This window comes from Mycolicibacterium sp. XJ2546, from assembly GCF_053483195.1.
The window spans coordinates 1-25,458 of the sequence record NZ_JBEFRW010000003.1; the positions used below are offsets into that span (position 1 = coordinate 1).

Consider the following 25,458-nt stretch of genomic DNA (forward strand, 5'->3'; position numbering starts at 1 on the left):
CGGGTCAGGGCGGCGTAGCGCGACACATGGTGATCGGTCGAGCCGAACTCGTACTGCAGGGCGGTCAGCCGCTTGAAATAGTGACCGATCGCGAGCTCCTCGGTCATGCCCATCCCGCCGTGCAGCTGCACGGCCTCCTGGCCGATCAACCGCGCGGCCCGCCCGATCGTGGCCTTCGCCGCCGACACCGCCCGCGCCCGCATGACCGGCTCGGCTTCGAGGTTGAGGATCGCCAGATAAGCAGCGGCCACCGACTGCTCGAGCTCCATATGCATGTCGACCATGCGATGCTGCAGCGCTTGGAAGCTGCCGATCGGCTGCCCGAACTGCTGACGCTGCTTGGCATATTCGACGGTGTCCGCCAACACCTTTCGCATACAGCCCACGGCTTCGGCGCACACCGCCGCCGCGCCCTCGTCGCGGGCCTGCTCCAACGACGCCGCTGCGCCGCCCTCCTCACCGAGAAGCGCGGTGCCCCCCAGCCGTAGACCGTCGAAGACCAGATCGGACGCGCGGCGATCGTCGACGGTCCGGTAGTGCTGGGCCGTTAGGCCGCCGGCGGCCTCGGCGAGATCGACGACGAACAGCGAGATTCCGTTGGTGGTGCGCGCCGTGACCAGAAGGTGCGACGCCAACGGCGCGCTGGCGGCGACGATCTTGGCGCCCCGCAGCACCCAGTCGTCACCGTCGCGCTCGGCGAGCGTTGCCGCGTCACGCCAGTTGTCACCCGATTCGGCTTCGGTGGCGGCCAAGGCCACCACGGCCGTCCCGGCGACGACGCGCTCCAGCAGCGCGGTCGCCACCTCGCCGCCGGCGCGGCGCAACAGCCCACCAGCCACCACGACGGTGTCGACATACGGCTCCACCACGAGCGACTGTCCCAGCGCCTCGGCAATCACCATCATCTCGACCGGTCCGCCGCCGATGCCGCCGACGTCCTCGGGTAACGCCGCCCCCAGGATGCCCAACTCGTCGGCGAAACCCGCCCAGATCTCCGGCTGCCACCCGGGACCTGTCTTGGCCGCGGTCCGGCTCTTGTCCAGGTCGTATCGCGTCGACAGGAACTTGACCAGGCCGTCGCGCAGCAGTTCCTGTTCCTTGCTCAGCTTGAAATCCATAGCAAGCCCTTCATCAAAGTCCGAGTGCCGCTTTGGCGAGGATGTTGCGCTGAATCTCGTTGCTGCCGGCGTAGATCGAGCCGGCCCGGTCGTTGAAGTAGCGCAGCGGCGCGACGGCCTGCCACGGCTCACCGCTGAGATAGCCGTCCGGTGGCGGCTCGAACATCGACACCGGCCCGCCCGGACAGGTGCCGTGAGGCTGGTAGGCCCGGCCGCGGGGACCGGCGGCCTCCATCGCGAGTTCGGTGATGGCCTGGCTCAATTCGGTGGCCAGCACCTTGAGCATCGAGGCGGCGACGCCGGGGTTCTTGCCTTCGGCGACGGTGGCCAGCACCCGGTACTCGAGGATCTCCAGCACCTCGGTGCGGATCCGCGCGTCGGCGAGCTTACGGGCGAACGCGGGATCGTCGATCAGCTTGCCGCCGCCCGGTGCGGGCTGATCGGCGGCCACGCCGGCGATCTCGTCGGCCATCACCTGCAGGGCAGGGGAGGAGGCGCCGCCACCGCGCTCGAACTCCAGCAGGTATTTGGCCACCGTCCAGCCGTCGTCGATCTTGCCCAGCACGTTCTTCTTGGGCACCCGGACCTCATCGAAGAAGACCTGGTTTTGCACCTCTTCGCCCGATGTCATCACCAGCGGGCGGACCTCAATGCCCGGCGAAGTCATGTCGATGAGCACGAACGTGATGCCCTGCTGCTTTTTCTGCGTCTTCGACGTCCGCACCAACGCGAACATCCAGTTGGCTTCGCGGGCGTGGGTGGTCCAGATCTTGCTTCCCGTGCAGACGAGGTCATCGCCGTCGTCCACGGCAGCCATCGACAAGGCCGCCAGATCCGAGCCCGCTTCCGGTTCGGAGTAGCCCTGACAGAAGAACACCTCACCGGTCAGGATCCGCGGCAGAAAGTAGTCCTTCTGCTCGTCGGTGCCGAACGCGATCAGGGCGTGCGCCACCATCCGGATACCCATCGGCGACAGGGACGGCGCGCCGGCGAGCGTGGATTCGCGGCTGAAGATGTAGTGCTGGGTCAGGCTCCAGTCGCAGCCGCCGTAGTCGACCGGCCATGCCGGCGCCGCCCAGCCGCGTTCGTGCAGGATCTGCTGCCACTCCATGCTCGCTTCGTGGTCGGCGTAGACACTGGTCATCAACTTCCCGGCGCGACGTAGCTCCGGCGTCAGCTTGTCTTTGAGAAATGCCCGAACCTCATCGCGAAACGCAATGTCGGTCTCCGACCATCTGAGGTCCATCGTCGATCCCCTGTCTGCCGAGCGCCCCCACAGGGTAAACCTAGTTAATCAAGTGGGGCGGGTGCGGGTCCGTATCTTCCATCGCGGGTGACGGTTTACTTCAAGCCAGCAATAATCAGGGCATGGAACGGCGCCGAGGCGGTCAGGACCCACAGTCACCCATGGCACTGTTGCGGGAGTTGCCCGCACTGGTCGTGCTCGAACGTCTACCGGTACCCGTGCTGGCCATCGCCGAAGACGGGGAGATCCTGTTCGCCAACGCGGCCTTCGGCGACATGCTGGGTCAAACGCCTGAGGACATCATGGCGCTGAAATTCCCCGACGTCTTCCACACCATGCCGACCGACGAGTCGGCCGTGTCGCTGGTGCGCGCCCACGCCAACCTCGTCGTCGAACTGCTGCACGAGGACGGCTCAGTCGTGCGGGCGCGGATGAGCAAGTCGGCGCTGCTGCGCGGCGACGACCCGGTGGCCCTCGCCACGTTCCAGGACCTCACCGAACGGCTGTGGTACGCCGAACTGTAGGGCTGCGCTAGGACGACGCCGTGCGCCGCATCGACTCCCTTGCCAAGAACTCGCGAAAGTAGGGCAGCGAGTCGGCGGTGGCGATCCCGGGTAGCAGCACGTCCCACATCGTGGCGATCCGTGGAAGCAAATCCGTTCCCGAAGTCGTGGCGCTGGAAAGCAGTTCGGCGCCCATCATCGCGCCGATGATCGCTTCGCTGATGGAGCGCGTGTCCAGATCCGGTCGCACATCGCCCTCTTCGATTCCCTCGGTCACGTTCAGCAACACGCTGTGCACCCACCCCTCGTATTGCTGCACCGCGACCTCGTTGAACTCTCCCAAGGCCTGAAGCAGATGAAGCCCGATGCGTGCCACCATGTCGGTGCGCATCAGGTGACCGACGAAGAACGAGCCGTGAATGATGCGCTCCAGGGCCGGCGCCGACAGTTTGGTAATGCTGCTGAACGCGCGCAGCAGGATGGCGTTGCCCTCTTCGATGATCGCAGTGGCCAGGGATTGCTTCGAGTCGAAGTGGTAGTACAGCGCACCCTTGGTCAGCCCGGCGTGCTCGATGATGTCGCCTAACGCGGTGGAGTCATAACCGACCTCGTTGAACAACTGCACTGCGGATGCGATGATCCGCTGCCGAGTCGCCTCAGAGCGGGCTTGGCGCACCACTCTCCAAGCACCTCCCGGATCCGCGGCTCACCGGTTGGCTACGCCTGGACGCGAATCATAGATCACCGGCGAAGGGGCTTGGCCTTCCTGATCGCGATACCGGTCCGTCTCTTGATGAACTCCACGACATAGGTTCTGCGGTCGTCGACGACGATGCCCGGCACCATCAGCGACCAGGCCGCCTCGAGTTCACGCAGGAAACGTTCGGCGTCGGCCAGGTCGCTGCACTGGCGTAGGCCGAGGTACATCGACACCAACACACGCGCGACGCCCATCGCATCGGCGTCTTTTCGCACGTCGCCCTGTTCCACGGCTTTCTTGATGATCCGAGCGATCGCATCGATCCACTCGTTGAGGACTCGGAACTTCAGGTCGTCGGCCTGTCCAATTGATTCGAGCAGGTTCAACCCGGCCCGGGCCACGTCGTCACTGATGTCCTCGACGGCGATCTGGAAGTAGATGTCGATAAGCGTCTCCAGCCCCGAAAGCCGTTGTGCCAACAGTCCGGTGATCGACGTCCGGGCTTCCGCGGAGCGGTGTTCGACGATCGCCGAGGCCAACGCGTGCTTGGACCGGAAGTGAAAGTACATCGCACCCTTGGTCACTGACGCATCGGCGAGGATGTCGTCGAGGCTGACCCTGCTGTAGGGCTGCTCGGCGAAGAGTCGGGCCGCCGCGCGGATGATCTGCAGCCGCGTGCTGTCCGAGCGCCGGTCGACTTGTTCGGTCACTGTAGGTAGCGCCGTCCGATCGTAAATAATCTTTGCCGTAAATTTCTCAACCGCGTAATTCTTTCATCCGCGTCACTTCAGTGACAGGGGGCACCCGCACGAATCAGCAGCTTAAGGGGACACCGCCTCAGACCCGCTGCGACGGGACGGCCCGCGCCTGTCGAGGGCTACACGTTGCTAAAAACTCAAAGTCATGTTCTTGCGCCCATAACAGCCAAAAAGTATGTAAAGTACACGTCGTGATGACTTGCGGTCCGTTGCGACCTGCGCAAATGCGTGCAGTCCGCAGCTGGGCTCGATTGCGGTCGCCACTGCTCGCTCGACGTCCGTCGAGCGTTCACGGGCGGGAGTCGCATCCCGTAGCCGAGGTTCGTTCGGGCAAACCGGCGCAAGTTTTCCCGTCGGCCGTGGTGGATTCAGGTTTTCCGCAATCACCTTTTGTTTTGATCGCCGACCGGTCGGGGCCGTTGCTGGCGTACCGCGCGAACCCAGCACAGATAGCAATATTGGGGTAATTAACGGTGAATTGGGATGAAGAAGTCGACCTGGTGTGCACCGGCTCAGGAACCGCTGGGCTGGCAAGCGCCATCGCGGTGTCCGACGTGGGCGGGGACGTGTTCGTTGCCGGGTCCGCTGTGGGCGTCGAGACCCGCGACAGTGCGATAGTGTCGGCGGCCCACGGGATATCGCCCTGGCTGGGCCTCGGCATCGCCGACGCCGAAACGAACGACTACTTCACGGCGCTGTCGTCGGATCTCACCCCCCTGCCGCGGGCTGCCCACGACCTCGGCGTGCCGATCCGGGTGGTTTCTGAGCCTGCGCCGGCACCGTCCGGCCGGACCGTCGCGCCGTTCGTCGGCGCCCGACTCGGGGACTGGGCGGCACGCTGTTTGGCCTCGCCGTACGGATACCTGCACTCGAGGGTGTCGGATTGGCACTCGAGCACAGTGCAGAGCAGCGACGGCGACATGATCGCGGTCGCGGAGATCGGGACGATGACACCCGCTGCTGGCGATGTCGGGGCATCGGTGCATGACTGGCTGCTGGCGCAGGCACACGACCGGCGCATCGCGGTGCATGCCGACAGCGTCCTGCAGCGCATCGTGTTCGAGGAAGGTGCCGTGGTGGGTGCGGTGTTCCTCACACCCGCGGGTCCGTTCGCCGTTCGTGCTCGTCACGGGGTCACAATCGCCGCAGACGACGTCCGCCCGGGCTCGGGCGGTTCGGGCCCGCTACCGGTCGGCGACGCCGCGCTGAGGGTGTGCCTGGTGAGCAAGCACGCGAGCCGGTTCGGCCGCGTCGAGTTGCTGACCTCCGAACCTTTCGGTCAGCCGGTCCCACCTACCTGCCAACCGGCCAACCGCCGGTTGCGCCGCAACCTGCACGCCACCCATGACCGTTCACCCCAGTGGCGTTGCGGAAAAGTGCACGGGCATCCGTCCGTCGGCCAGTAACGACGCCATCTCGTCGCTGGGCAACGGGCGCGACAGCAAGAACCCCTGGGCGCGGTGACATCCGTGCTGCAGCAACGTCAATGCCGCGGTTTCGGTTTCGACACCCTCGGCGACCAGCTCCAGTCCAAACGCGTCGGCGAGCGCGATGATGGCGCGCACGATGGCCAGGTCGCCCGGGTCGACTCCCAATTCGCGCACGAAGCTCTTGTCGATCTTGAGCGTGTCGACGGGCAGAGATTTGAGGTGCGTCAACACGCTGTAGCCAGTACCGAAATCATCGATGGCGAGGCGCACACCGACCTGTTTCAATGCGGCCAGGGTGATGCGGGTGGTCTCGATGTCCTGCACCACAACGCTTTCGGTGATCTCCAGGCACACCGATGCGCCGTCGAGGCGGAACTCGTCGAGGATCTCGGCGACCGTTTGGGCGAAGCCGTCGGTGACCAACTGCACCGGCGATACGTTGATCCGCAGTAGCACGTCGTGCGCGATGCCGCTGGCGCGCCACCTCGCGAACTCGGCGCAGGCGGCGTGCATGACCCAGCGTCCGAGTTCCCCGGCGAGGTTGATTGATTCCGCGACGCCGATGAACGTGTCGGGTGCGAGCAGTCCGCGGGTCGGATGCTGCCAACGGACCAGCGCTTCGGTGGCGAGTATCTCGCCGGTGTGCATGTCCACCTCGGGTAGGTAGTGCAGGACAAGCGCGCCGTCTTCGATCTGGCTTTGCAGGTGTATTTCGATGTCGTTGCGAAATTCGGTGTCAAGCGACATCTCGTCGGTGAATAACGCCACCTGGTTGCCGCCCGCACTCTTGGCGTTGAGCACCGCCTGGTCGGCGCGTCCGAGCAGATCCGATGTGGTGTCGCGGCCGGGAACGCCGACAGCCACGCCGATACTGACGGTGCGGGTGAGCATCTCACCGTCGACGGGCACGTGTTCGTGCAACGTCGATTTCAGCTGGTGGGCCAACGTTCCCGCCCTGGCCGCATCCATCGGTTCGGAGGGCACCACGACGAACTCGTCACCGCCGAGTCGCGCGATTAGGTTCGGGCCGTCGGCGCAGTCCTTGAGCCGTTCTGCCAGCGTTCTGATGAACCAATCGCCTGCCGTGTGGCCGAGATAATCGTTGATCGCCTTCAACCGGTCCAGGTCGAAGAACAACACCGCGACGGGACCGGGCTGCCCGGGCTGCAGGCGAGCCTCCAGGTGCGTCAACAGCGCACGGCGGTTGTACAGCCCCGTCAGGTCGTCGTGCTCGGCCAGGTAGCGCAGTTGATCTTCGGCGTCGATACGTGCCTGGACCTGGGCGAACAGCGAGGCGATCGCCTTCAGCGCGTTGAGCTCTGCCGGTGTCCAGTCGCGGTCGCCGAACTTGACGAAGCCGAGCACCCCGCTGGTGATGTTTCCTGAAAGCAGCGGAACGCACGCCATCGAGGTGGTCGGCACCTGCCTGCCTTCGTTGATCGTGTGCTGGTACTCGTCGGTGGAGGGTTCAGGCCGAAAAACAATCGGTTCCTTCTGGTGTTCGGCGAGCGCGAAGACCGGATCGGCATCGTCGAAGTACACCACCGCCAACGGGTCCGGATCCGGTATGCCCGGCCGTACCGGCCACTCGGCGACCAGCACCGAAGCCCGGATCTGGTGATCGTTGCGGCGCAGGAAACTGACGTCGACGCCGAAGTAGTCGACAAGGTCGGCCAGTACCCGCTGGCTGACCTCGACCTGGGTGGCGGCGTTCACCGCCATCAACTCGGTAGCGACTGACGTGACGAGGACTTCCAAACTCCGGGGCACTAAACCTCCGTACCAGGGGCCATCACACTGCGCCGGCGGCTCTGCACCGCCGGTCGCGGTGCGTGGGCGAGCCGGAGTACCAATGCCTGTGACTCTGCGGGATCGGTGCCGGCGACCATACGAAAATCATATTGCAGGTCAGTAAGCTCCTCGGCGTACGCAGGTGACAGCCCCCGCCGGTCCTGCGCGTCGACGGCGTAGAGGAACGCCGGTGAAACAGGTTGGACGCCAAGGCCGTGCTGCTGTGCGGTGACCCACACCGACTCCACGGCCGATCCGGCGCGCGCATAGTCGACCAGGTCAGCGCCCTCGAAGGAGATCACCCCGAGGGCACCGCATCCGATGACCCGGTCGTAGGTGTCGTCGCCGAGCGCAGCGCCACCGTCCCACGCGGCCAGGTGAGCCATCACCTCCGGTCGGCGCAGGATATCGAGCATGACCAGCTCGCTCTCCGGCAACCCGAGGGTGCGGACGTCGATGCCGGTATCCGGTGAGGGGTCGCCGGGCCAGCGCAGCTCGGCGATCATCTCGGCGTGCAACCGCGGTGTCAGGTACCGGATGCGGTCGGCGGCGGCGAGGATGCGTGCGGCGGCAGCGAGCTGTTCTGCCGTGTTGAGGATCGCGAGCCGGGCCCCCTCACGCCGCGCGGCCGCGGCCAGAAGATCCAGGGTGTCGGGGGAGACCGGCGTCGGCCCGGCCTGACAACGGTTTGTCTCGCGCTGCAGCATGGCCTCGTAGAGCGGGGCAAGCGTCGGATCGCCGCCCGGTGCGAGGTCCAGCGTCGCAACCAGGGGATAGCGCTCATCATCAGGCTCGAACGCGACCGCGGCGACCATCCCGTGCGCTGCCGCAGCGACACGGGCGTTGAACGCGGCCGCCCCCACCGCGACGGCGCTTGCCCGACGGCCGACGTCCATCGTGGTCGCATACTCCGGCGCCAAGGCGATCTTCACCGTGTGGCCGCGGGCCCAGATGCGCCAGGGCTGTGCGTTTCCCCCGGACGGTGCGCGGTTGGCCGCCTCCAGCACGGCTTGGACCGCATCATCGGCCGTCGCCGGCGTTTCGATGTGATCGTCGACCCGGCGATCGGTCGGCGGGATCGGGGGTTCTTCGATGCGGTCGAGGGCCGCGGCGACGTCGACTCGCACCCTGCCGGAAGCAAGCGGCTCACCCAGCCCGATGCGCCGGACCGCCTCGGCGACCGCGGCGGTGTTGAGCGCTACCTCCGACGCGATCTGCGGCCATGTCGACAGCGTTTGGCCCACCTCGATCAGCGATGCCGCCATGCGCGGGGACACCTGGGTCGCGTCGACCAGCCGCAGCGAGTACGGAACCTTCTCCCGGGCGTCCAGGTGCCTGAGTTGGGCGGCGTCCATGTCGCCGACCAGCCCATGCAGTGTCGGGCGGGTGGGTTCCAGGTCAAACCTCTCGACGTCGAGCAGACACCGGTCGGAGGTGGCCATCAACACCGGCAGTTTTCTAGCCCGTGCGGCTTCGCGGACGAGCACCTTGGCGTCCAGCGAGTCACACTCCTCGAGCACGATGTCAACGTTGTCCATGAACTCGTCAACGGAATCCGTTGTGATGCCGGAGGTCTGCACCACCACCCGCAGATAGGGGTCGAGTTCGGCGATCCTTCTGGCGCACACCACCGCCTTGTTCAGCCCCAAATCGAACACTGTGGCGGGCACGCGGTTGAGGTTGGACAGTTCGAGGTCGTCGAAGTCGGTAAGCCGAAGCTCCCCGCAGAAGCCCTGCGCAGCAAGGGTATACGCGATGGCATGGCCGACGCTGAGGCCGACGACACCGATACGCAGCCGGCTGAGCCGGTCGAGTTCGGCTGCGGTGACCAGGTTTCTGTTCCGGTCCAGCCGCAACCGTCGAAAGCCGTGCGGACCCAGCACGCTGACTACCTTTGCGCGCCAAGGATAGTACGCCCACCGGATCGGTTCGCGGGTCACGTCGGCGCCCGGCGGTGGCCGCAGACTGTCCAGGGCCCTCAGCTGAGCGGGTGCCGCGTCGACGAAATCGACCCGTGGGTCGGCCCGCAATTGCGAGAGGAGCGGCTCGTCAGCGTTGAGGATTACTGCGTTGCATTGTTCTGCACCATCGGTGCTTGCGGTCATTGCGCCATTCTGGCAGCCACCGGGTCGACTGCCTCATGAAGCCACGGCGCCATCTGTTGTTGCTCGGCGATGAACAGCGAAAGCTGCTGAGGGTCAGCATGGTTAGCAAATGTGCGCCGGTCCCACCACGCAAGCCTGGTCTGGTAACGGCGATCGGGGTAGGGCGTCGGCGGGATCTTGGTCGCCAACTGGCCGCCGGAGGACAACCAACGTTTGAGCACATACGAGGCCGCCGTGGCCACGATGAACTGGATGTCGAGCAAGTTCATGGCGTGCAGGGGAGTGCGCGAGATTGCGCTGGTCAGCTGGCGGCTGCGGTCGGGGTCATCGGTAACCCATGCGGTCTTCATCTCGACGACACCGAACGGCAGGCGGTCGGCGACCATTTTGCGCACGGCGGCGTAACCGGGTTGGCCGCTCCATTCCTGCAGGGCATGGCATTCCTCGGCCGACTGGTAGGGGCCTTTTGCGCGCAGGCCACCGACCACGCGGCCGGCGTCGTTCACGCAGGCCGCGAACAGAATCGTGTCGCGCCCAGACTGAAGAGCATCCATGTCCAGAGCGACCTCGACCCCGTGGTTGGTATAGCTTTTGCAGGCTCCCTGGACGAAGTCTTCCCACAGTTCGCGCTCGACGCGCGGGTCGGCGAACACGACCGTGCACTCGGTCTGCGGGTCGTAGCAGCTGGGGCTGTCCTGCAGGCTCGTGACAATGGGGTCGATGGTGTCGGCGGGCGAGATCGTCATGGTCGTCCATTTCGTTTGACGGCCAACCAACCAGTGGTTGGCGCTGATTTGTCGGATAGTTATGTCCGCATGCAATGTTGAGTATCTCGCTGCAAGTCGCCCGAATACCAGCTAGCGGAGAAATATTGTCCCGTGTTCGGGGAATACCCAGGAGTAGCTTCGTCGACGCCCCGGCCGATGAGCACCAGGCGGCTATCTTTGCAATCATTGTTTTGGCAGGTAGCTGGGGAGGTCGAGCGGTGGTGGCGAACTCACTGAGGGGGTAGAGGGCCGTTGGCATTCATATCGCCGATATTTTGCTCACCGCACCGGTAGCGAGCCGATTCTTGACGTTTTGAAGGCGGAAAGTCGAGTGAAAGCAGGGAATTGGCGCCGACGGTGGAGGCATCCTTTCCCCGATGATCGTTCTTGACCCGGTCCGACCTGTGTCCCGGTCGTCCACGTACACCGCTGGGGGTCGACGTCGACGAACCGAAGGGAACCGGCACGACTGGTAGCCCAGCTTTTTCTGCGCTCACCGTGGGCAGATGACACGCTATGGCAGATGGAGGAGAAGTATCCGGAGCCGGGCTCTGGCATTCTTCCGGTCAAGGACGTCGGCAGGTTGCTATTGCGCTGTGCCGACAGGCCGGGACTGGTCGCGGCGGTGAGCGCATTCCTCACCGATGCCGGCGCCAATATCCTCTCGCTCGACCAGCACGCGACCGAACAGTCCGGCGGCATATTCATGCAACGCACGATCTTTCATCTTCCCGGTCTCACGGCCGCGCGCGATGCCCTCGAGCGGGACTTCGCCAACCAGGTGGCCGCCAGGTTCGATATGGATTTCCGGCTCACCGAGGCGGCGAAGCCCAAACGGGTGGCAATCATGGCGTCCAAGGAGGATCACTGCTTACTTGATCTGCTCTGGCGCAACCGTCGCGGTGAACTCGACATGGCGGTGGTCATGGTGATCTCAAATCATCCCGACCTCGCCGATCAAGTCAGGCCTTTCTCGGTGCCCTTTCTGCATGTGCCGGCAACGAAAGATACTCGCGACGAGGCCGAACAACGCCAACTCGAACTGTTGCGAGGCAACGTCGACCTCGTTGTGCTCGCCCGCTATATGCAGATCCTCACACCGCGATTCATTGATGCGGTGGGTTGTCCGCTCATCAATATCCACCATTCATTCCTGCCCGCATTCATTGGCGCCGCACCCTATCGGCGCGCGAAAGAACGGGGGGTCAAGCTGGTCGGCGCGACGGCGCACTATGTGACCGAGGATCTCGATAACGGGCCGATCATCGAGCAGGATGTGGTGCGCGTGGGGCATCGTCACAGCGTGGCCGACCTCGTGCGCCTCGGCGCCGATGTGGAACGTCTTGTTTTGTCCCGCGCGGTGCTATGGCACTGTGAGGACCGCATCATCCGGTACGGCAACCAGACGGTGATCTTCTAGTGGGACGAAGGAGAAGCAGTGAGAACGTTCAAGGACCTCGATGAGCTCGTCGCGGCCGAAGGCGCCCAACTGGGTCCGACGGATTGGCTGGAAATCAGCCAGAAGCGGGTCAACCTGTTCGCTGACGCCACCGACGATCACCAATGGATCCACGTCGACCCCGAGCGCGCCGCAGACGGCCCGTTCGGCGGCACGATCGCGCACGGGCTGCTGACCCTGTCGCTGCTGCCGCGCTTCATGCACCAGCTCTACACCGTCGGCAACATCACGATGGCGATCAACTACGGCTACAACAAGGTTCGCTTCATCACACCGGTCAAGGTAGGTGCGAAGGTGCGCGCCCGCGCAGAGCTGTCCAAGGTCGACCAACTCGACGGCGCCGTGCAGTCGACCATGACGACGACCGTGGAGATCGAGGGCGCGGAGAAGCCGGCGGCTGTGGCCGAGGCGATCGTTCGCTATATCCGCTGACGCGCAGCTCAGTACTGCGTTGACCCCTGGTCGACCGGGATGGCCGCCGCCGTCAGATATTTCGAGTCGTCGGTGGCCAGCCAGCACACCACGTCGGCGACGTCCTCGGGTTCGAGGATCCAGGTCGGCAGGAACGGCGTCATCATGTTCTGCAGCGACGGGTTGGTCTCCATCGTCCGTCCGATCGCCGCGATCATGTCGCCGGAGCCCATCGCGGTGTTGACCGGGCCGGGGTGCACGCTGTTGACGCGGATCGAGTGCTTGCCGAGTTCGGCCGCGAACGCGCGGGCCATCCCGGTGACGGCGTGCTTGCTGGCGGTGTAGTGGATCATGAACGGCTGCAGCTTGATTCCCGCAGCCGAACTGATCAGGATGATCGAGCCGCCACGGTCGCCGTCGATGATGTTCTGCGCGCCGGCCATCACGGTGTTCCAGGTGCCGATGACGTTGACGTCCATGACGTCGCGAAAGTCGTCGACGGTGATCTCGTTCCACACCTGGGGCGGAGAGATGCCGGCGTTCGCGACGATGATGTCGAGGCGGCCCAAGGCGGCAGCACCGTCGGCAACCGCGCGGTTCAAGCCCTCGGTGTCGCGGATGTCGACCTGCGAGGCCAGGATCCGTCGCCCGGTTGCCTCGACGAGGCGGGTTGTTTCGGCGAGGTCTTCGGGTGTCGCATGGTCGTAGGGCACGCAGGACGGCAGTTTCCCGGCGATGTCGACCGCGATGATGTCGGCGCCCTCGTTGGCCATCCGGACGGCGTGGGCGCGGCCCTGTCCGCGGGCCGCACCGGTGATGAACGCCACCTTGCCGGTGAGTCGTCCGTTCATGCGCGCTCCTTCTGTGCCGCCTTGACGAGGTTGGATCCGATGATGAGCCGCTGGATTTCACTGGTGCCCTCGTAGAGTCGCAGCAACCGAACGTCGCGGTAGATGCGCTCCACGGCGACTTCGCGCATGTAGCCGCTGCCGCCGTGGATCTGCACGGCGAGATCGGCAACCTGGCCTGCCATCTCGGTGCAGAACAGTTTCGCCGCCGACGGGGCGACGCGGCGGTCTTCGTCGTCGACCCACTTGCGCGCCGCGTCGCGGACCAACGCGCGTCCGGCCATCACCCCGGTCTGCTGGTCGGCGATCATGGCCTGCACCAGTTGGAAGTTGCCGATCGGCGTGCCGCCCTGGGTGGCGTTGGCGGCGTAGGCGACCGATTCGTCGAGGGCGCGCTGCGCGGCGCCGACCGCGAGGGCGGCGATGTGCACGCGGCCACGCGCCAACGAGATCATCGCCGCGCGGTACCCGATGTCCTCGCTGCCGCCCACCAGCGCCTCGGCGGGTACGCGCACGTCGTCGAAGCTCACGTCGGCCGTCCACGCGCCTTCCTGGCCCATCTTGGCGTCCTTCGCGCCGACCTGGACGCCTTGGCTGGCGGCGGGCACCAGGAACACCGCGATGCCGGGGCCGTCGTCGTCGGCGGGGCGGGTGCGGGCGAAGACGACGAACAGGTTGGCCGTGGGTGCGTTGGTGATGAACCGCTTCTGGCCGGTGATGATCCAGTCCGTGTCGGTTCCGGGGCCTTGCGGAACGGCTTTGGTGCGCAGCCCCGACGGGTTGGACCCGGCGCCCGGCTCGGTGAGGGCGAACGACGCGACGACGTCGCCGCTGGCGATCGGCTCCAGCCAGCGGGCCTTCTGCTCGTCGGTGCCGAAGCCGACCAGCACCTGCCCGGCGATGCCGTTGTTGGTGCCGAACATCGACCGCAGGGCCAGCGACGTATAGCCCAGTTCCATCGCCAGTTCGACATCCTGGGCGAGGTTCAGGCCCAGCCCGCCCCACTGCTGGGGGATGGCGTAGCCGAACAGCCCCATCCTCTTGGCCTGCGCGCGCAGGTCGTCGGGCACCCGATCCTCGCTGAGGATCTCCTGTTCGCGCGGCACAACTGCGGTACGGACGAAATGACGTGTCTGAGCGAGGATCTCGCGGAAATCGTCGTCGCTGACATCGGTCATCGGCAGGTGCTTCCCTTCGATTCGCGAGCGGGCGGGCCTCCACCGCGAGCAGACGCAAAAGCGTACGAATCCGGCGCGAAACGCGCCACTTTGCGTCTGCTCGGCGGGCGCCGCAGGCCCATGGCTCGGCCGATCATATATGAAATATGATGTGTGATTGATTCGGCCCTGCTGCGGGCTCTGACCAACGAGGAGGGTGAGCTAGGTGTCGTTGTTGACCGGACAGACGGCGGTCGTCACAGGCGGTGCGCAGGGCCTCGGCTTGGCGATCGCGGAACGGTTCGTCGCCGAGGGCGCACGGGTGGTGCTCGGCGACCTGGATCTCGCCGCCACCGAAGCGGCGGCCAAGAAGCTGGGCGGCGACGACGTCGCACTGGCGGTGCGCAGCGATGTGACCCAGCTCGCCGACGTCGAAGCGCTGGTGTACACCGCGGTACAGCGGTTCGGTGGGCTGGACATCATGGTCAACAACGCCGGGATCACCCGCGACGCGACGCTGCGCAAGATGACCGAGGAGCAGTTCGACCAGGTCATCTCCGTGCACCTGAAAGGCACCTGGAACGGGTTGAAGGCGGCGGCCCCGATCATGCGCGAGAACAAGCGCGGCGCGATTGTCAACATGTCGTCGATCTCCGGCAAGGTCGGCATGGTCGGGCAGACCAACTACTCGGCGGCCAAGGCCGGCATCGTCGGGATGACCAAGGCCGCCGCCAAGGAACTCGCTCATCTCGGCGTGCGGGTCAATGCGATTCAGCCGGGGCTGATCCGCTCGGCGATGACAGAGGCGATGCCGCAGAAGGCGTGGGATTCGAAGCTGGCGGAGGTGCCGATGGGCCGTGCCGGCGAGCCGGAAGAGGTGGCCAAGGTCGCCCTGTTTCTGGCCAGTGACCTGTCGTCCTACATGACCGGGACCGTTCTCGAGATCACCGGCGGGCGGCACCTATGAGCCGGAATGGCGGGATCTACTCACACTTTCCCGCCCGTTTGGTCCCTTTGGGCGCCGAGGCAAGGAGAGGTGAGCTATGCGTGAGGCGGTGATCTGTGAACCGGTACGCACCCCGATCGGCCGCTACGGCGGGATGTTCAAGTCGCTGACCGCCGTCGACCTCGGCGTCATCGCGCTCAAGGGGCTGCTCGATCGCACCGAAATCAGCCCTGGTGCAATAGAAGACGTCATCCTCGGACACTGCTATCCCAATAGCGAGGCACCTGCGATCGGTCGGGTGGTGGCGCTGGACGCCGGGCTTCCGGTCACCGTGCCCGGCATGCAGGTCGACAGGCGCTGCGGTTCGGGCCTGCAGGCCGTCATCCAAGCCTGCCTGCAGGTTGCCAACGGCGACAACGACGTCGTGGTCGCCGGCGGTGCCGAAAGCATGAGCAACGTCGCGTTCTACTCGACCGACATGCGTTGGGGCGCAGCCCGATCCGGCGTCCGGGTGCACGACGGGCTGGCTCGCGGCCGCACCACCGCGGGCGGACAGCACTACCCGGTGCCCGGCGGCATGCTCGAGACCGCCGAGAACCTGCGGGGCGAATACGACATCTCCCGGCAGGAGCAGGACGAGCTGGCGGTGGCGTCGCATCAGCGGGCGGTGGCCGCGCAGCAGAGCGGCATCCTGGCCGAGGAGATCGTGCCGGTCACCGTGCGCACCCGATCGGGTGACGAGGTCATCGACACCGACGAGCATCCCCGCGCCGACACCTCCCTGGAGTCGTTGAGCAAGCTCAAACCTGTTCTCGTCAAGAACGATCCGGATGCCACGGTGACGGCAGGCAACTCCAGCGGGCAGAACGACGCCGCCTCGATGTGCATCGTCACCACCCCGGAGAACGCCGATGAGCTCGGGCTGAACCCGCTGGTGCGGTTGGTGTCGTGGGGGGCCGCCGGCGTGGCGCCGAACGTCATGGGCATCGGTCCGGTGCCCGCCACCGACGTCGCACTGCGCAGGGCCGGGCTGACGCTTTCCGACATCGACCTCATCGAGCTCAACGAGGCGTTCGCCGCCCAGGCCCTGGCCGTGATGCGGGAGTGGAAGTTCACCGCCGCCGACCACGGCCGCACCAACGTGCACGGTTCCGGGATCTCGCTGGGCCATCCGGTCGGTGCGACCGGAGGACGGATGCTGGCCACCCTGGCGCGCGAAATGAACCGGCGCGACGCTCGTTACGGCCTGGAAACCATGTGCATCGGTGGCGGGCAAGGACTGGCCGCCGTGTTCGAAAGGATGGCCGCATGAACAAGCTCGCCCAGACTCTCGGGCTGACCGGCGTGCAGACCGAAATCCTGGCCACCGTGCGCCAGTTCGTCGAAAAAGAGGTCATCCCGAACGCGCCCGAGTTGGAGGGCACCGACACCTACCCGCAGGCCATCGTCGACCAGTTGAAGGAGATGGGTCTGTTCGGGTTGATGATCCCGGAGGAGTACGGCGGTCTGGGGGAGTCGCTGCTGACCTATGCGCTGTGCGTCGAAGAGCTCGCACGCGGCTGGATGAGCGTCTCCGGCGTGCTCAACACGCATTTCATCGTCGCCTACATGCTGCGCCAGCACGGCACCGACGCGCAGAAGCAGCGCTTTCTGCCCCGGATGGCCACCGGCGAGACGCGGGGCGCGTTCTCGATGTCAGAGCCCGAACTGGGTTCTGACGTCGCGGCGATCCGCACTAGGGCCACCCGAACGGCCGACGGCAACTACACCATCGACGGCCAGAAGATGTGGCTGACCAACGGTGCGAGTTCGACGCTGGTCGCGGTGCTGGTGCGCACCGACGAGGGCGCCGACAAACCGCACCGCAACCTCACGGCGTTCCTGGTCGAAAAGCCGGTCGGGTTCGGGGAAGTCGTTCCCGGCCTGACTATTCCCGGCAAGATCGACAAGCTGGGATACAAAGGCATCGACACCACCGAGATGATTTTCGACGGTTACCTGGCACACGCCGACGACATCCTCGGCGGGGCGCCCGGGCAGGGGTTCGTGCAGATGATGGACGGCATCGAGGTGGGCCGGGTCAACGTCTCGGCGCGCGCGTGCGGGGTGGGGATCCGCGCGTTCGAGCTCGCGGTGCGATACGCCCAGCAGCGCCAGACGTTCGGTAAGCCGATCGCCGAGCACCAGGCGGTGGCCTTCCAATTGGCCGAGATGGCAACCAAAGTGGAGGCCGCCCATCTTATGATGGTCAACGCCGCACGGCTCAAGGACTCCGGTGAACGCAACGACGTGGCGGCGGGCATGGCCAAGTACCTGGCCAGTGAGTTCTGTTCGGAGGTGACCGAACAGAGCTTCCGCATCCACGGGGGTTACGGCTACTCCAAGGAATACGAGATCGAGCGGCTGATGCGCGACGCCCCGTTCCTGCTCATCGGTGAGGGCACCAGCGAGATCCAGAAGAACATCATCAGCAAGCGGCTGCTCGCGGACTATCGGATCTGACATGTCCGCCCCGGATTTCGCCTCGCGCCCGCAGCTGGCCGAGGACGTCGCGCGGTTCGTGCGTAGCCGGATCTTCGACGGCAGCTATGCGGCGGGTGAGTACGTGCGGCTGGACCAACTCGCGGCGGAGCTGGGGATCAGCGTCACCCCGGTGCGTGAAGCGCTGCTGGAGCTGAAGGGCGAAGGCCTGCTCGCACAACAGCCTCGGCGCGGCTTCGTGGTACTGCCGGTGACGGGCCGTGACCTGACCGACGTGTCGAACGTGCAGGCCTATATCGGGGGTGAGTTGGCGGCGCGGGCGGCGGCCAACATCAGCGTCGAGCAGCTGCGCGACGTGGAGAAGATCCAGACCGAACTCGAGGCGGCCTATGCCGGTGACGACGACGAGACGGTGGTGCGCCTCAACCACGAGTTTCACCGGGCGATCAACGTGGCCGCCGATTCACCGAAGCTGGCCCAGTTGATGTCGCAGATCACCCGTTACGCGCCGGAGTCGGTGTTCCCCACGATCGCGGGCTGGCCGGAGCAGTCAAACCAACACCATCGACGGGTGCTGGCGGCCCTGGAGCAGCGCGACGAGAAGCTGGCCCGCGCCGCGATGTCGGAACACCTGGCGGCGGGCGCCGAGCCGCTGATCGACCACCTGACCGAACGCGGCGTGATCACGTAGCGACGCTTCTTCACCGCCGAAAGGGACGTTTTGGCGGAAATATGCGGGTGACATCCGCCAAAGCGTCGATCTCGGCGCGGCGGCTATTGCGCGGCGAGCAACGCGCGCACGTGGGCGACGTCGACCTTGCCGGTGGCCTTGCGTGGAATGTCGTCGTCGGAGTCGACCAGCAACCATACGGACGGAACCTTGAAGGCGCTCAACCGGTCTCGCGCGGCAGTGCGCAGCCGATCGACCGTGACGTTGCCGACGACGATCGCGCCGACGGCCCCAGAGACTTCAGTGACGCACGCATTGTCGACACCGTCGATGGTGCGTAGCGCCTGTTCGACCTCGCTGGGGTATACGGTGGCGCCGCTGACCTTGAACATGTCATCGCAGCGGCCGTGGAAGAACAAGAAGCCGTCGTCGTCGAGATGGGCGAGGTCACCGGTGGGGTAGTAGCCGTCGGCGGTGAACACATCTTCGCGGCTGCGTCGGACGATCCCGCGCATCACGTGCGGTCCGCGGATCTGGATCATCCCGATCGTGCCCGCGGGAACGGGCTCACCGGTGTCAGGGTCGACGATCCGTACCTGCATGCCCTCGAACGGTTTTCCGCAACTGCCCCATGCGGAGCGCGGCATGTCGGTGTCGGCGCGATAGCCGCAATACGGGCCGAACGACTCAGTCATCCCGAGCAGCTTCGCTCGAGCGCCCGGCTCGGCGCGGTGTTCGGCCGGCAACAGCGCTTCGAGGCTGCCGGGGCGCAACGTCGACAGATCGGCGCCCACCCAACCCGACTGCCGTGCCAGCGCCTCGGCCTGCTCCGGCCACCCCCGAAATAGGGTGACGCGTTCGCGCTCCAACAGCCGCAAGGTGGTTTCCGGGCGCGGGATCGGCTCGGTGACCAGCGTCGCACCCGCCGCCAACGCGGTCAGGATGCCGCTGCCGAAACCGCCGACCCAGAAGAACGGCATCGGCAGATACAACCGGGTGTCGGCGTCGACACAGCGCGCAACCAGACCCGAACGCACCGCCCGCAGCGCGTTGCCGTGCGAGTGGATGACGCCTTTGGGCGGCCCGCTGCTGCCCGAGGTGAACATGATCGCCAGCGGGTCGCTGGGTGTGACGGCCGCGGTCACCGCATCGATTTTGCCGACGTTTCCGCCCGACGGCAGCTCAGAAACCGTCCACACCCCCTGCAGCGCAGGCAGATCCGCCCGCACAGCCGACAGATCATCGAGATAGCGATGCCCCCGGAACTCCTCGACCGTGACGAGGTGTTGCACCGAGGCGACGTGCAGTTGCGCACCGAGCTCCGGCGCGGCCAGCAGCGTGCTCAACGGCACCAGCACCGCACCGATCCGGGTGAGCGCCATCGCGACCCGCACCCATTCGACGCTGTTGGGCATGATCAGCCCGACGCGGGTGCCCTTCCCGACGCCGGCTTCGAAGAATGCTGCGGCCAGTTCCCGAGTGGCGGTGTCGAGTTCGGCGTAGCTCATCTTCCGGTCGGGGTCGATCACCATCGGTTTGGCCGGTTGCGCGTCGGCGTGCCATCGGATCAGCGCGTCGATTGTGTCAGGCATCGAATACCTCTGTCAGGCGGGCGATGTCGACCTTACCGCTGGACGTCACCGGTATCTGCGAAGCCGGCAGGGCGGCGAACCGCCGCGGGATCTTGTACGCGGACAGTTGCGATTTCAACGCCTCGCGCAGCGCGGGCTCATCGAATACCGCGGCGGAGTCGTCGAGCGCGATGACGGCGGCCACCAGTTGCCCGCGTTCGGGATCGGGGATGCCGACGACGTGCGCCACTGTTCCGCCGGTGACCCTCGCGATCGCCCGTTCGACTTCGGCCGGTGCCACGTTCGCCCCCGCGGTCTTGATCATCGCGCCGTGGCGACCGATGAAGTACACGAACCCGTCACGGTCCACGCGGACGAGATCGCCGGTGTGGAACCAGCCGTCGTCGTCGAAGCACTCTTCGCGGCTGCGCTTGTAGTACCGCTGCATCAGATACGGGCCGCGAATGCACAGTTCACCGATGTCGCCGGCGGCGACGGTGTTGCCGGTGTCGGGATCGACGATCTTGGTGTCGAAGCCGGGCAGCGGTTTTCCGAAGGACCCACGCCGGTGCTCCGGTTGGTCGGACTCGTCGGCGCTGATGGTGATGACACTGCCGGACTCGGTCATGCCGAGCATGGAGTGGCGCAACTCGGGATCGGCCGGGCGCACCTCCGGGGCCATGATCGGATACAGGTTACCGCGCCGCAGCGACGACAGATCCCGGTGCTGCAGGCTCGGATGACGGCTCAAGGGAGCGATGCCGGCCACGAAACCGTTGGTAATCGTCGGCTTTTCGGCTTCGATCAGATCAAGTGTCTCGGCGGCATCGGTGGCGTTGGAACAGATCAGCGTCGCCCCGGCCAGCATCGTGGCCAGGGCCGCGAACGCAAACCCGCCGATCCAGAAGAACGGCGAATTGCAGAACAGCTTGTCCCCCTCGGTCAGCCCGCGGAACTCGTTGAGCACCTTCTGGTGCTCCAGCAGGGACGCGTGGGTGTGCATCACACCCTTCGGCACGCTGGTGGAGCCCGAGGTGTACACGATCGCCAGGAGATCTGAGGACTCGACGTCGTCCTCCAACGCCGTCAGCAGCGCCTCGCCGACAGCGTCGGGCGGCGCAAGGTCGAAAAGAACATGACGCAACAGCGGCAGGGCATCGACGAGGCCGTCGAGTCGCTGACGGTAGTCGTGGTTTCGGTATGACTCTGCGCTGAGCAGGATCTCGACATCGGCATGGGCCAGTTGTCCCCGCAACTCCGGAGGCCTCGCAAAGGTCGAGAACGGAATCACGACCGCACCGATACGTGCCGCCGCCAGCATCGCCACCATGAAAGCCGAACCGTTCGGGTACAGCACGCCGACGTGGGTGCCCTTCCCTGCCCCCAACGCGATCAGGCCGCGAGCCAACTCGGCGGACCGCGTATCGGCCTCGGCGTACGTGAGCCGGTCGTCATCGCAGATCAGCAACGGGTGGGTGCCGCGGCGCGCGGCCTGACCGCGCAGCACCGTGTCGACCGTGGTCTCAGGCATGCTCGACCGAGTCGGTGAAGAACTGCCGAACCGTGTTCAGGTCGGCTTTGCCGGACGGCGTGCGCGGGATCTGGTCGACGACTGCGATATCGGCGGGTACCTCGTAGCCCGCCAGCCTGGTCCGCAGGTGATCCATCAGCGCAGCGGTCTCGACGTGTTCACGCAGTTCGACCATGGCGACTGGCGTTTCGCCGAGCCGCGGGTCGGGGCGACCGACGACCGCGGCGGCGTGCACTGCGGGGTGGCTTTCCAGCGCGGCGCGCACCTCGTCGGGCATCACCTTGAAGCCGCCGCGGATGATCGCCTGATCGGCACGCCCGAGGATCCATAGGAAGCCGTCGCCGTCGATGCGCGCCATGTCGGTGGTGCGCATCCAGTCCGCGGACGGGCCGAGTTGGCCCGGTTTGACCTCCAACAGCCCGGGCTCGTTGGGCCCCAACGGCACGCCTGCGTCGTCGACCACCCGCAACTGTGCTGCCAGCGTGGCCCTGCCGACGCTGCCCCGCTTCGCCGTCCAGTACTGCTGGTAGTCCGCCAGTGACCAGCCGGCCACCCCGCCGCCGAATTCAGTTGCGGCATAGGAAGTCAGCACGGGGATGCCGAACTTGGCGGTGAACGCGTCGGCATCCTCGGCCGACAGCGGCGCGGTGCCCGAGGTCACCGCACGGATGCTGGCCAGATCGTCGCGGCTCAGATCCGAGTGCAAGACGGTGCGCAACGCGGCGGGCACCAGCGACACCGCCCGCGGGCGATGCCGGCGCACCGCATCGGCCCACCGATCCAATTCGAATCGGTCCAACAGCGCGAACGAGCGGGCCTCGCAGACGCACTGAAGGACCCGGTACACACCGCCGATGTGCACCAGCGGTGCGTTGACGATCGCCACCCCGCGTCGCAGCTCGGTCGGTGCCGCTGCGGTCTCGTAGTCGGTGCCGATCACGCTGCACGCCAACATGTCATGGGTGAGGTCGATGCGTTTGGGTGGTCCGGTGGTGCCGCTGGTCAACATCCGCACCGCGACACCGGCACGGCCGGTGTCCTGGGATTTCGCAGGTGCAGAAGACATCTGTAGTGCATCAGCCAGCCCTGTGATGCCCACCGTGGTGGTGTAATCCGTCGGCTCCACCAGCGCCTCGAGGTCGGCGGGGGAGCCGACGATCAGCGGCAACCGCAGATCGTCGATGTCGGCCCTGACCCGGTCATCTCCCCTCGACGGGTTAATGACGACGACGGTGCCGCCGCCCAGCAGCACCCCGAGCAGCGCTGCGACGTGAGAGGGGGTATTGCGCAACAGGATTCCGACCTGGCGGTCATGCAGACCGACCGACGATATGCACCGCGCCAGTTCGCCGAGCTGCTTCCAGCTGGACCACTGACCCTCGTACTCAATGGCGGGGGCATCAGGTTGCAGGCCCAGCACGGCCGAGATGCGTGTGCGCAGCGGATGATCGGTGCTCATCGGATCCTCGGCGTGGTCGTGCCGCGCCCGCGCGCGGCGAGTTCGGCCGTTCCGAGCGGGTTGCCCAGCCTGGTGTAGATCAGGTTCTGCTCGAGCGCTGCCCGATACGGTTTGTCCAGCGACTCCCAGATCGCCTTCACGGTGCCCTGGGTGGCTGACGGCGGTTTGGCCGCAATGCCCGCGGCGATCTCGTGGGCCCGCGCCCACAACGACTCGGGCGATACCACCTCCGACACCAGCCCGATGCGTAATGCGGTGTCCGCGCTGACCCGTTCGTCGTTGCCCATCAACGCGATCCGCAGTGTCTCACCCAGCCCGACCCGGCGCATCAGCCCGATCGGTTCCAGCGCGCACACCAGCCCGGCGCTGACGTGGGAGTCGAAGAACGTCGCGTCCTGCGAACAGATCACCACGTCGGATTCGTTGACGAAGTAGAACGCGCCTGCCGTGCACATGCCCTGCACCGCGCACACCACGGGCTTCCACACCTTCTGCCATTTCGGGCTGAGCTTCTCGCCGGGATCCTCGTGGTGCCACATGTTGTCGGGCTGGCCGTAAGAGGATTTGATGTCCAGGCCCGCGGAAAACGCCCGCTCGCCGGCGGCGCGCAACACCACCGCGTTGACCGAGTCGTCGAGTTTGACGATCCGCCAGGCTTCGGCCATCTCCTCACACATCGTGCGGTTGAACGCGTTGAGCGAATCGGTCCGGTTCAACGTGATCGTCGCGACCGCGACGGCGGGGTCCACGTCGAGCAGAATCGTCTCGAAATCGCGGGAGGTCATCGGCATTTCCAGTTCGGAGCACGCTTTTCCATGAACGCCTTGGGTCCCTCCTGGGCGTCCTCGGTGCGCACCACCCGCTCGCGGAAGGTTTCGGCGAGGATCTCACCCTCGTGCATCGGCAGATCCAGGGTCTTGTGGATGGCAAGCCTGGTGCCCCGAACGGCAAGAGGTGCATTGGAGTTGACGATGTCGGCGATCTCGTGAGCGCGTTCGAGCAGCCGGTCGTGTTCGACTACCTCGCTGATCATCCCCAGCTCATAGGCGCGTTGCGCGCTCATCCGTTCGTGTTTGCCCATCAGCGCCATCCGGAGTGCGATGTTGCGGGGCAACACCCGCGCCAACCGGACCATCTCGCGGGCCGCCACCAGCCCGATGCTGACATGGGGGTCGAAGAACGTTGCCTTTGCCGAGGCAATCGCGATGTCGCCGGTGGTGATCCAGTCCAACCCGGCGCCGCAGCACAGCCCGTTGATGGCGGTCACCACCGGTTTGGCCATGCGGCGAAACGGCGGTGTGCCCTCCTGCGGGGCCTCCCACTGGTCGTAGGTCGACAGGTACGGGCGTTCGTAGATCACGCGGCCGTCCTCGGGGATCTCGCCGACGTCGGCGCCCGTGCAGAACGCGCGACCGGTTCCCGTCACGATGACGGTCCAGATGTCGTCGTCGTTCTCGGCCTCGTCGTAGGCGCTGCGCAGTTCGGTGATCATGTGCGGGCTCAGTGCGTTGAGCGCGTTGGGCCGGTTCAACGTGACCGTCGCTTTGTGCCCGTCGACCTCGTACGTTATGTCGCTGAAAGTTGACGACATGCTCGACTCCCTATCCGTTCAGCGCCCCTGGAAATCCGGCGGGCGCTTGTCGCGGAACGCCGCCAGGCCTTCTTTGAAATCCGTTGTCCGACAGGATAACTCTACGTTATAGAGCTCCTGATTCATGGTCTGGGTCAGGGTGGCGTGCTGCCCGTAGGCGATCGCCTGTTTGGCAAGGCCGATCGCCACGGTGGGCCCGGAGGCCAACCGAGACAGCAGATCCTCGCTGACCGCATCCACCTCGGAATCGGCGACCGCACGGTGGATCAGCCCCCACTCGGCGGCCCGGCCGGCGTCGACCTTCTCCCCGAGAAGCAGCATCTGCTTGGCGCGGGTCAACCCGACCAACCGTGGCAGCAGCCAGCTGGAGCCGGAGTCCGGGCTGAATCCTCTGCCGATGAACGGCTCCCAGAAGAGCGCATCATCGCTGGCGACCGTAAAGTCGGCGGCCAGCGCGAGGTTGCAGCCGAGCCCGACCGCCCAGCCGCGCACGCTGCACACCACCGGAAGCGCGATGGTGTGGATCAGCTCGACGACCCGGTTGCCGGTGAGGGGGATGCGGCGCACCAGATCGCCGGTGCGTGGCCGTTGACCGGCGGAGTTGGTGGCGACCCAGTCCATCCCGCTGCAGAAGTCCGATCCCGCGCCGGCGATGTGGATCGCGCGCAGCGAGTCGTCGGTGGCGGCGTCGGTGAGGGCCGTGACGAACGTGTCGATCATCGGACGGCTCAACGAGTTACGGCGCGACGGCCGGTCCAGGGTGATACGCAGGATCGCGTCGTCGCGCGCCGTGCTCACCACGCCGTCGGCCGCGTCACCCACAGTTGAATCCGCCCATCCTGAACCTCTACGGTTAGACATACAGTATTGCTATCTTGTACAAGTTAGCAAGGAAAGGCCGGTCGGCGGAAGGGGA

Annotated in this window: 23 protein-coding genes; 8 read left to right on the forward strand and 15 right to left on the reverse strand. The window is 65.9% G+C overall.

The genetic code is table 11. The features are described 5' to 3' along the window. Both ABQE44_RS06360 and ABQE44_RS06365 read right to left on the reverse strand, forming a co-directional pair. Window positions 1–1,118: acyl-CoA dehydrogenase family protein (locus ABQE44_RS06360; protein WP_448428801.1), on the reverse strand; the 1,118-nt coding region annotated here is incomplete at its 3' end. Between the two features lie 13 nt (window positions 1,119–1,131). Continuing rightward, complete coding sequence (locus tag ABQE44_RS06365; RefSeq protein ID WP_448395255.1) at window positions 1,132–2,364, reverse strand: acyl-CoA dehydrogenase family protein; 1,233 nt, start codon at window positions 2,362–2,364, stop codon at window positions 1,132–1,134. Window positions 2,365–2,525: 161 nt separating this feature from the next. Here ABQE44_RS06365 and ABQE44_RS06370 point away from each other — a divergent pair, with 161 nt between their 5' ends. Then, window positions 2,526–2,888: a PAS domain-containing protein gene (locus ABQE44_RS06370; RefSeq protein WP_448395310.1), complete on the forward strand. Its 363-nt coding sequence runs from the start codon at window positions 2,526–2,528 to the stop codon at window positions 2,886–2,888. Window positions 2,889–2,895: 7 nt separating this feature from the next. Here the strand turns inward: ABQE44_RS06370 and ABQE44_RS06375 are convergent, their stop codons facing one another. Together ABQE44_RS06375 and ABQE44_RS06380 are read right to left on the reverse strand one after the other, a co-directional pair. Beyond that, window positions 2,896–3,546, reverse strand: a complete 651-nt coding sequence (locus ABQE44_RS06375) for a ScbR family autoregulator-binding transcription factor (RefSeq protein ID WP_448395256.1) — start codon at window positions 3,544–3,546, stop codon at window positions 2,896–2,898. Window positions 3,547–3,608: 62 nt separating this feature from the next. Beyond that, entirely contained in the window at window positions 3,609–4,277 is a 669-nt protein-coding gene (locus tag ABQE44_RS06380; RefSeq protein ID WP_448395257.1) for a TetR family transcriptional regulator, read from the reverse strand. Window positions 4,278–4,798: 521 nt separating this feature from the next. Between ABQE44_RS06380 and ABQE44_RS06385 the strand changes: the two genes are divergently transcribed. Beyond that, a complete protein-coding gene (locus ABQE44_RS06385; RefSeq protein ID WP_448395258.1) occupies window positions 4,799–5,731 on the forward strand; it encodes an FAD-dependent oxidoreductase in 933 nt (310 codons plus the stop codon). Here ABQE44_RS06385 and ABQE44_RS06390 read toward each other — a convergent pair. Genes ABQE44_RS06390 through ABQE44_RS06400 form a run of 3 tightly spaced genes read right to left on the reverse strand, consistent with a single transcriptional unit; the run spans window position 5,678 to window position 10,397 of the window. Beyond that, the gene (locus ABQE44_RS06390; protein WP_448395311.1) at window positions 5,678–7,477 is read right to left on the reverse strand and encodes a putative bifunctional diguanylate cyclase/phosphodiesterase; all 1,800 of its coding nucleotides are present in this window, start codon (window positions 7,475–7,477) and stop codon (window positions 5,678–5,680) included. The genes ABQE44_RS06385 and ABQE44_RS06390 overlap by 54 nt on opposite strands. Before the next feature lie 47 nt (window positions 7,478–7,524). Beyond that, complete coding sequence (locus ABQE44_RS06395) at window positions 7,525–9,651, reverse strand: Rv1355c family protein (protein WP_448395259.1); 2,127 nt, start codon at window positions 9,649–9,651, stop codon at window positions 7,525–7,527. After that, window positions 9,648–10,397 (reverse strand): hypothetical protein, encoded by a 750-nt coding sequence (locus ABQE44_RS06400; protein ID WP_448395260.1) that lies wholly within the window; start codon window positions 10,395–10,397, stop codon window positions 9,648–9,650. Before ABQE44_RS06400 ends, ABQE44_RS06395 begins: the two co-directional genes overlap by 4 nt. Before the next feature lie 544 nt (window positions 10,398–10,941). Here ABQE44_RS06400 and purU point away from each other — a divergent pair. Both purU and ABQE44_RS06410 read left to right on the forward strand, forming a co-directional pair. After that, a complete protein-coding gene (gene purU / locus ABQE44_RS06405; protein WP_448395261.1) occupies window positions 10,942–11,838 on the forward strand; it encodes a formyltetrahydrofolate deformylase in 897 nt (298 codons plus the stop codon). 18 nt (window positions 11,839–11,856) lie between these two features. Continuing rightward, the gene (locus tag ABQE44_RS06410; RefSeq protein ID WP_448395262.1) at window positions 11,857–12,309 is read left to right on the forward strand and encodes a MaoC family dehydratase; all 453 of its coding nucleotides are present in this window, start codon (window positions 11,857–11,859) and stop codon (window positions 12,307–12,309) included. Window positions 12,310–12,317: 8 nt separating this feature from the next. On the opposite strand, the gene ABQE44_RS06415 is transcribed toward ABQE44_RS06410, so the two are convergent. Together ABQE44_RS06415 and ABQE44_RS06420 are read right to left on the reverse strand one after the other, a co-directional pair. Then, window positions 12,318–13,139 carry a mycofactocin-coupled SDR family oxidoreductase gene (locus tag ABQE44_RS06415; protein WP_448395263.1) on the reverse strand — a complete coding sequence of 274 codons (822 nt, stop codon included), beginning with the start codon at window positions 13,137–13,139 and terminating at the stop codon, window positions 12,318–12,320. Further along, on the reverse strand, window positions 13,136–14,314 hold the full coding sequence (locus ABQE44_RS06420) for an acyl-CoA dehydrogenase family protein (protein ID WP_448395264.1): 1,179 nt from the start codon (window positions 14,312–14,314) through the stop codon (window positions 13,136–13,138). The genes ABQE44_RS06415 and ABQE44_RS06420 overlap by 4 nt, the downstream gene beginning before the upstream one ends. 205 nt (window positions 14,315–14,519) lie before the next feature. Between ABQE44_RS06420 and fabG the strand changes: the two genes are divergently transcribed. From fabG to ABQE44_RS06440, 4 genes are all read left to right on the forward strand, one after another. Beyond that, window positions 14,520–15,260 (forward strand): 3-oxoacyl-ACP reductase FabG, encoded by a 741-nt coding sequence (gene fabG / locus ABQE44_RS06425; protein ID WP_448395265.1) that lies wholly within the window; start codon window positions 14,520–14,522, stop codon window positions 15,258–15,260. 76 nt (window positions 15,261–15,336) lie between these two features. Next, complete coding sequence (locus ABQE44_RS06430) at window positions 15,337–16,551, forward strand: acetyl-CoA C-acetyltransferase (RefSeq protein ID WP_448428803.1); 1,215 nt, start codon at window positions 15,337–15,339, stop codon at window positions 16,549–16,551. Continuing rightward, on the forward strand, window positions 16,548–17,741 hold the full coding sequence (locus tag ABQE44_RS06435) for an acyl-CoA dehydrogenase family protein (protein WP_448395267.1): 1,194 nt from the start codon (window positions 16,548–16,550) through the stop codon (window positions 17,739–17,741). The genes ABQE44_RS06430 and ABQE44_RS06435 overlap by 4 nt, the downstream gene beginning before the upstream one ends. Before the next feature lies 1 nt (window position 17,742). Next, window positions 17,743–18,411 (forward strand): GntR family transcriptional regulator, encoded by a 669-nt coding sequence (locus tag ABQE44_RS06440; RefSeq protein ID WP_448395268.1) that lies wholly within the window; start codon window positions 17,743–17,745, stop codon window positions 18,409–18,411. Between the two features lie 83 nt (window positions 18,412–18,494). Here the strand turns inward: ABQE44_RS06440 and ABQE44_RS06445 are convergent, their stop codons facing one another. From ABQE44_RS06445 to ABQE44_RS06470, 6 genes are read right to left on the reverse strand one after another with little or no spacing between them, the layout of a single operon-like run. Beyond that, the gene (locus tag ABQE44_RS06445) at window positions 18,495–19,982 is read right to left on the reverse strand and encodes a class I adenylate-forming enzyme family protein (protein WP_448395269.1); all 1,488 of its coding nucleotides are present in this window, start codon (window positions 19,980–19,982) and stop codon (window positions 18,495–18,497) included. Further along, window positions 19,975–21,492 carry a class I adenylate-forming enzyme family protein gene (locus ABQE44_RS06450; RefSeq protein ID WP_448428805.1) on the reverse strand — a complete coding sequence of 506 codons (1,518 nt, stop codon included), beginning with the start codon at window positions 21,490–21,492 and terminating at the stop codon, window positions 19,975–19,977. Before ABQE44_RS06450 ends, ABQE44_RS06445 begins: the two co-directional genes overlap by 8 nt. Further along, a complete protein-coding gene (locus tag ABQE44_RS06455; RefSeq protein WP_448428807.1) occupies window positions 21,485–22,951 on the reverse strand; it encodes a class I adenylate-forming enzyme family protein in 1,467 nt (488 codons plus the stop codon). The genes ABQE44_RS06450 and ABQE44_RS06455 overlap by 8 nt, the downstream gene beginning before the upstream one ends. Next, window positions 22,948–23,742 carry an enoyl-CoA hydratase/isomerase family protein gene (locus tag ABQE44_RS06460; protein WP_448428809.1) on the reverse strand — a complete coding sequence of 265 codons (795 nt, stop codon included), beginning with the start codon at window positions 23,740–23,742 and terminating at the stop codon, window positions 22,948–22,950. Before ABQE44_RS06460 ends, ABQE44_RS06455 begins: the two co-directional genes overlap by 4 nt. Beyond that, entirely contained in the window at window positions 23,733–24,542 is an 810-nt protein-coding gene (locus ABQE44_RS06465) for an enoyl-CoA hydratase/isomerase family protein (protein WP_448428811.1), read from the reverse strand. The genes ABQE44_RS06460 and ABQE44_RS06465 overlap by 10 nt, the downstream gene beginning before the upstream one ends. 18 nt (window positions 24,543–24,560) lie before the next feature. Beyond that, a complete protein-coding gene (locus ABQE44_RS06470) occupies window positions 24,561–25,364 on the reverse strand; it encodes an enoyl-CoA hydratase/isomerase family protein (protein WP_448428813.1) in 804 nt (267 codons plus the stop codon). Window positions 25,365–25,458 lie beyond the last annotated feature (94 nt).